The sequence below is a fragment of the Kitasatospora sp. NPDC091257 genome (genome assembly GCF_044757675.1).
In the GTDB taxonomy this organism is placed as follows: Bacteria; Actinomycetota; Actinomycetes; order Streptomycetales; family Streptomycetaceae; genus Kitasatospora; species Kitasatospora lactacystinica.
Map to the genome: position 1 here is coordinate 1 of NZ_JBIVVI010000566.1, position 5,693 is coordinate 5,693.

5 protein-coding genes are annotated in these 5,693 nt (G+C 71.6%); all 5 read left to right on the forward strand.

Annotated features, from left to right (window positions below):
- The first annotated feature begins 238 nt into the window (after positions 1–238).
- The 5 genes from ACIQOV_RS24420 to ACIQOV_RS24440 all read left to right on the forward strand — a co-directional run bounded on the left by ACIQOV_RS24420 (position 239) and on the right by ACIQOV_RS24440 (position 5,653).
- Positions 239–1,048, forward strand: a complete 810-nt coding sequence (locus ACIQOV_RS24420) for a TIGR03084 family metal-binding protein (protein WP_401051742.1) — start codon at positions 239–241, stop codon at positions 1,046–1,048.
- Positions 1,049–1,089: 41 nt separating this feature from the next.
- The gene (locus ACIQOV_RS24425; protein ID WP_401051743.1) at positions 1,090–2,460 is read left to right on the forward strand and encodes an FAD-dependent oxidoreductase; all 1,371 of its coding nucleotides are present in this window, start codon (positions 1,090–1,092) and stop codon (positions 2,458–2,460) included.
- Between the two features lie 136 nt (positions 2,461–2,596).
- A complete protein-coding gene (locus ACIQOV_RS24430; protein ID WP_401051745.1) occupies positions 2,597–2,965 on the forward strand; it encodes a YciI family protein in 369 nt (122 codons plus the stop codon).
- An 85-nt stretch (positions 2,966–3,050) separates the two neighbouring features.
- Positions 3,051–3,839 (forward strand): SDR family oxidoreductase, encoded by a 789-nt coding sequence (locus ACIQOV_RS24435; RefSeq protein WP_401051747.1) that lies wholly within the window; start codon positions 3,051–3,053, stop codon positions 3,837–3,839.
- 296 nt (positions 3,840–4,135) lie between these two features.
- A complete protein-coding gene (locus tag ACIQOV_RS24440; RefSeq protein ID WP_401051750.1) occupies positions 4,136–5,653 on the forward strand; it encodes an MFS transporter in 1,518 nt (505 codons plus the stop codon).
- Positions 5,654–5,693 lie beyond the last annotated feature (40 nt).

Consider the following 5,693-nt stretch of genomic DNA (forward strand, 5'->3'; position numbering starts at 1 on the left):
GCCGACCGACGAACCCGTCGGTCGGCCGGCCTGCCGTGTTCCGCCGCAGGAGCGGACGCAGGGGAGTACGGACACGCAAGGGGACGGGAGCGCCGCGGAGCGGGCCGAGCGCTCAGCACGAGCAGAGAAGCCCGCCGATCGGCGCCCGGCCGATACTGGGCTGGCCCCCGATCCGACGCCCCGCAGCGTGCGTCGAGACGGCGTCGGCATCCGGGTCCCCCCTATGGAAGGAACAGGCATGCCCGACTCGCAGGACGTGATATCCGCACTGGCGGCGGACGGCGACGCCGTCGACGCCCTGGTGGCGAACCTGACGGACGCCGACTGGAAGCGGCCCACGCCCGCGCCCGGCTGGACCGTCGCCCACCAGATCGCCCACCTCGCGGCCACCTTCAAGATCGCGGGAACGGCCGCGGGCGACCCCGAGGCGTTCAAGGCGATGGTCGCCGGCATCGGGCAGGACTTCGACGGCGCGGTGCAGCAGTCCCTCAAGCCCTACCTGGCGTCCGGCACGCCGCAGCTCCTGCTGGAGCGGTGGAACGCCGAGCGCCGGACCGCCGAGCAGGCCCTGGCGGCCGTCCCGGCCGGCCAACCGGTGCCGTGGCTGGTCCGCCCGCTGCCGGCGCCCGTGCTGGCCGCGGCCGGCATGATGGAGCTGTTCGGCCACGGCCAGGACATCGCCGACACGCTCGGAGTGCATCGCGAGCACACCGACCGGATCCGCTACCTGGTCGAATTCGCGGTCCGCACCTGGGACTTCGGGTACCAGGCGCGAGGGCTCACGCCGCCCGAGGCCGAGTTCCGCTTCGAGATCACCGCCCCGTCGGGAGCCCGGTGGGAGTTCGGCCCCGCCGACGCGGAGCAGCGCGTCAGCGGCCCCGCCGTCGACTTCTGCCTGCTGGTGACCCGGCGCCGGCACCGCGACGACCTCGCCCTGACGGCCGAGGGCAAGGACGCCGACGCCTGGCTCGACCTCGCCCAGGCCTACCGCGGCCCGGCCGGAGAGGGCCGCACGCCCGGCCAGTTCCGTTCGCAGTCCGGGAACTGATCCTCCGTCACCCGTCCGGAAATCCGAGAGAGGGGACCTTCATGGCCACCCGTACCGACGAATGTGCCGTGGTTCTCGGCGGAAGCATTGCGGGCCTGCTGGCGGCCAGGGTGCTCTCCGAGTCCTATCCGAGGGTCGTGATCGTCGAACGCGACAAGATCCTCGGGGTCCGCGGTCCGCGCCGCGGCGTCCCGCACGGCAACCACGCCCACGGGCTGGTCGCCCGCGGCCACCAGATCATGGAGTCGCTGTTCCCGGGCCTCACCGACGAGTTGATCGCCGCAGGGGTGCGGCCCGGGGACTTCAGCAACGACATCCGCTGGTACTTCAACGGGCTGCGGCTGAGCCCCGCGCGCACCGGCCTGCCGTCCGTGCCCGCCACCCGGCCGGTGCTCGAACACCATCTGCGCGAGCGGGTGCGGGCGCTGCCGGAGGTGTCGTTCCTGGAGGAGCACGACATCGTCGCCCCGGTGACGGACGCCTCCGGACACCGGGTCACCGGGGTCAGGGTGCAGGCACGCACGCCCGGGGCCGAGGAACAGACGCTCTCCGCGCACCTGGTCGTCGACACCACCGGCCGCGGCTCGCGGACCCCGCGGTGGCTGGCCGACCTCGGGTACCAGGCGCCGCCGGAGGAGCGGATCGAGATCGACCTGGCGTACACCACCCGCCACTACCGCCTGGAGAAGGACCCGTTCGACAGTGACATCGCCATCATCCCGGCCGCCACGCCCTCGCACCCGCGCGGAGCGTTCTTCTACCGGGTGCCCGGCGACGACAACAAGGTGGAGCTGTCGGTGACCGGGCTGCTGGGCGACCACCCGCCCACCGACCCGGAAGGGTTCCACGCCTACGTCCGGTCGCTGCCCGTCCCCGAGATCTACGAGGCGATCCGCGATGCCGAACCCCTGGACGAACCGCTGCGCTTCCGTTTTCCGGCCAGCGTCCGCCGGGACTTCCACCGGCTGGAGCGCTTTCCGGCCGGACTGCTGGTGATGGGCGACGCGGTCTGCAGCTTCAACCCCGCCTACGCCCAGGGCATGACCTCGGCCGCCCTGCAGGCGCTGGTGCTGCGCCGGCACGCCGCCGGGCGGCGGCTGCCCAGGCCCCAGGCGTACTTCCGGGACATCGCCCGCGAGATCCGCTCCCCGTGGTCGTTCGCCGCGGTGACCGACCTGGGCTACCGGGGCGTCAAGGGCAAGCGGAACCTCCAGACCGCCCTGGTCAACCGGTACGCCGCGCTGGCGCAGCGAGCGGCGGTGCACGACCCCCGGGTGACCGACGCGCTGGTGCGGATCGCCGGACTCGTGGCCTCCCCACAGTCCCTGATGCACCCTCGGATCCTGCTGCGCGTGCTGCGCGCGGCCCGCCGTCCGGTACCGCCCTCGGCCTTCGGCGTGCCCGCTCCGTGAGCCGGCCGGTACGGGGGTCCGCTGGTGCGGAAAAAAGTTTTTCGCGAGGATGTCGCCAGATGTCGAGATCGGCGGATCAGCGCCGACTTAGGAGTGAAGGCCCCACCGGGCGCCTCACGTCGCAAGGAGCGGAACCATGAAGTACCTGATCATGATGTACCCGAACGCCGATGTCCTCGCCGCGCTGCCGGAGGAGGAGCGCAACGCGGTCTTCCAGGGCCACGGTGCGTTCATGGAGAAGATCAAGGCCACCGGTGAGTTCGTCGGGACCCTCGCTCTGGCCGGCCCGGACGAGAGCTCCGTGGTGCGCGTTCGCGGCGGCGTGCCCGCGGTGACCGACGGCCCGTACGCCGAGGCCAAGGAATACGTGGGTGGCACCTACATCATCGAGGTCGCGGACCTGGCGCGCGCCCACGAGGTCGCCGCGATGATCCCGGATGCCGCGGTCGAGGGCCTCGGCATCGAGGTCCGTCCGATCGTCTTCAGCGAGGGCGCTTCCGCCTGACCCGGTCGCCCGGGGGCCTCACGGCCCCCGGGCTCCGCCCCGCGCCCTCGCCAGTCCGTGTGCTGTGCATCGAGAGGACGAACACATGAAGGTTCCGGAGTTGCTCCGCGACAAGGTCGTCGTCGTGTCGGGCGTGGGATCCGGTCTCGGCCGGACGCTCGCCGTGCGGTGTGCCGAGGCGGGCGCCGACGTCGTACTCGTGGCGCGCACCGCGTCCTACCTCGACGAGGTGGCCAAGGCCGTCGAGGAGACCGGTCGCCGCGCGCTGGCGGTTCCCACCGACATCACCGATCCGGATGCCGCCGGCGCACTCGTCGCCGCCGCGCTCGACGCGTTCGGCCGGGTCGACACCCTGATCAACAACGCGCTCGTGGAGCCGCCGCACACGGAACTCCACGACACCGACCTGGACGACGTGCGCCTCGGCATGGAGGTGACCGTCTACGCGGCGCTGCGGCTGTCGAAGCTGTTCACCCCGGCGCTGAGGGACAGTCGCGGCTCGATCGTCATGGTCAACTCCTCCGTCCTGCGGCACTCCAAGCGTGCCTGCGGGGCCTACAAGATCGCCAAGTCGGGCCTGCTCGCGGCGGCCCAGATGCTCGCCACCGAGCTGGGCCCGGAGGGCATCCGGGTGAACACCGTGGCGCCCGGGCCGATGTGGACCGACAAGGTGAAGGGGTTCATCGGCGAACTCGCGGCCATGCGCGGCCTGTCGTTGGAGGAGGGCTACCAGGAGGTGGCCGCCGACATGGACCTGCGCCGCCTGCAGACCCCGGAGGAGACCGCCGACGCGGTGCTCTTCCTCGCCTCGGACCTGGCGCGCGCCGTCACGGGCCACTGCCTCGACGTCAACTGCGGTGAGTACCACCACTGATCCCGCGGCCGTCCCGCAGGCGACCCATGGACCGCAGGCCGGAGCGCCGGCCGGAGCACCCTGACGCTCCCGACGGACCCCAGGTGTCCGAGAACATTCGAACAAGTGTCCTCACGTGGAGCCGATGGTGTCGATCACCATCGGCTCCACGCGTCTGACCAGCGAAGACCGTGGATTCGCCGGGCGTCGCGGAAGTCTTCTCAAAAAAGTTCCGCGAACCGGCGCAAGAATCGGCCCGCTGCTTCGACAACGTAGTGAGCGACATTCCGAAATGATCGAAAGGACGCATCACGGCCATGTCCGTCACTACAGCGGAAACCGACCTCCCTCGCACGAGCGCGCGGCCCTGGCTGGCACTGGCGGTTCTCGCCCTGCCGACCCTGCTGGTCGCGCTGGATGCGAACGTCCTGTTCCTGGCGCTGCCCAAGCTCACCGCCGACCTGGGCGCCAGCAGTGTCCAGCAGTTGTGGATCACCGATGCCTACGGATTCATGGTCGCCGGTCTGGTGATCACCATGGGGACCATCGGCGACCGGATCGGGCGCCGCCGACTCCTCATGGCGGGCATGGCGGTGTTCGCCCTGGCCTCGCTGGCCTGCGCCTGGGCGACCAGCCCGATCATGCTGATCACGGCGCGCGGCGTGCAGGGCATCGCGGGCGCCACGCTGATGCCCTCCACCCTCGCCCTGATCACCAACATCTTCCGTGACGACAAGCAGCGCGGGAAGGCCATCTCGATCTGGGCCACCTGCACCTTCACGGGTGCCGCGCTCGGGCCCGTGCTCGGCGGCGTGCTGCTCGCGCCGTTCTGGTGGGGCGCCGTGTTCCTGCTGGCCGTCCCGGTCGCGGCCGTGGTGCTGATCGCCGGGCCGATCCTGCTCCCGGAGTTCCGCCCCGAGCAGTCCCGCCGCCTGGACCTCACCAGCGTCGTGCTCTCCCTGCTGGGGATCCTCCCGGTGGTGTACGCGATCAAGGTCCTCACGCTGGGCACCGCGAGCACCGTCACCGGTGTGGCGGCGCTGGTCGTGGGCCTGCTGTTCGGCACCGTGTTCGTGCGCCGTCAGCTGAAGGGCGAGGACCCGCTGCTCGACCTGCGGCTCTTCGCCAACAGCTCGTTCACGGTCATGCTGACCGCGCTCGCGCTGGCCGGGATGATCCTCGCGGGCACCGCCCTGAACGTCACCCAGCTGCTGCAGACGGTGCTCGGCTACTCCCCGCTGGCCTCGGCGCTGTGGTTCGTCCCGATGGGCCTGTGCATGGCGGTGGGGACGATGTCCACGCCGGCCCTGATCCGTTCGATCACGCCGCGGACCGCGATCGTCGGCGGCATGTTCCTCTCCGCGATCGGCGCGGCGGTGCTGATCCTGGTGAACGGTGAGCACGGCCCCTGGCCGATCGTGCTCGGCACCGCGGTCATCGGTCTGGGCGCCGGTCCGATGTTCGCGCTCGGCATCGGTCTGGTGGTCGGCTCGGTGCCGCCGGAGCGCGCGGGTTCGGCCGCCTCGATGGCGGAGACCGCGAACTACCTCGGCGGTGCGCTCGGTCTGGCCGTCCTCGGCACGATCGGCTCCGCGGTCTACAGCAGCGAGATGAACGGCGTCGGTTCCGACCGCGCCCGGGAGACCGTCGCCGGCGCCGCCGCCGAGGCCGCGCAGCTCGGGGCCGACGCCTCCGCGGCGTTGCTGAAGACGGCGCACGCGGCGTTCGTCAGCGGGCTGAACGCCGTCGCCGCCGTCTCCACCGGGGTCTTCGTCCTGCTGGCCGTGCTGGCCGGGGTCTACTTCCAGCGGGCGGGCCGCAACAGCGGTCAGTGACCTGACCGGCCGACCCGACGGGGCCGGCGCGGGACCCACG

Excerpts from the sequence above, each read along its gene's own strand:
- ACIQOV_RS24420 (WP_401051742.1), top strand. The coding sequence starts at position 239 with ATGCCCGACTCGCAGGACGTGATATCCGCACTGGCGGCGGACGGCGAC.
- ACIQOV_RS24425 (WP_401051743.1), top strand. The coding sequence starts at position 1,090 with ATGGCCACCCGTACCGACGAATGTGCCGTGGTTCTCGGCGGAAGCATT.
- ACIQOV_RS24430 (WP_401051745.1), top strand. The coding sequence starts at position 2,597 with ATGAAGTACCTGATCATGATGTACCCGAACGCCGATGTCCTCGCCGCG.
- ACIQOV_RS24435 (WP_401051747.1), top strand. The coding sequence starts at position 3,051 with ATGAAGGTTCCGGAGTTGCTCCGCGACAAGGTCGTCGTCGTGTCGGGC.
- ACIQOV_RS24440 (WP_401051750.1), top strand. The coding sequence starts at position 4,136 with ATGTCCGTCACTACAGCGGAAACCGACCTCCCTCGCACGAGCGCGCGG.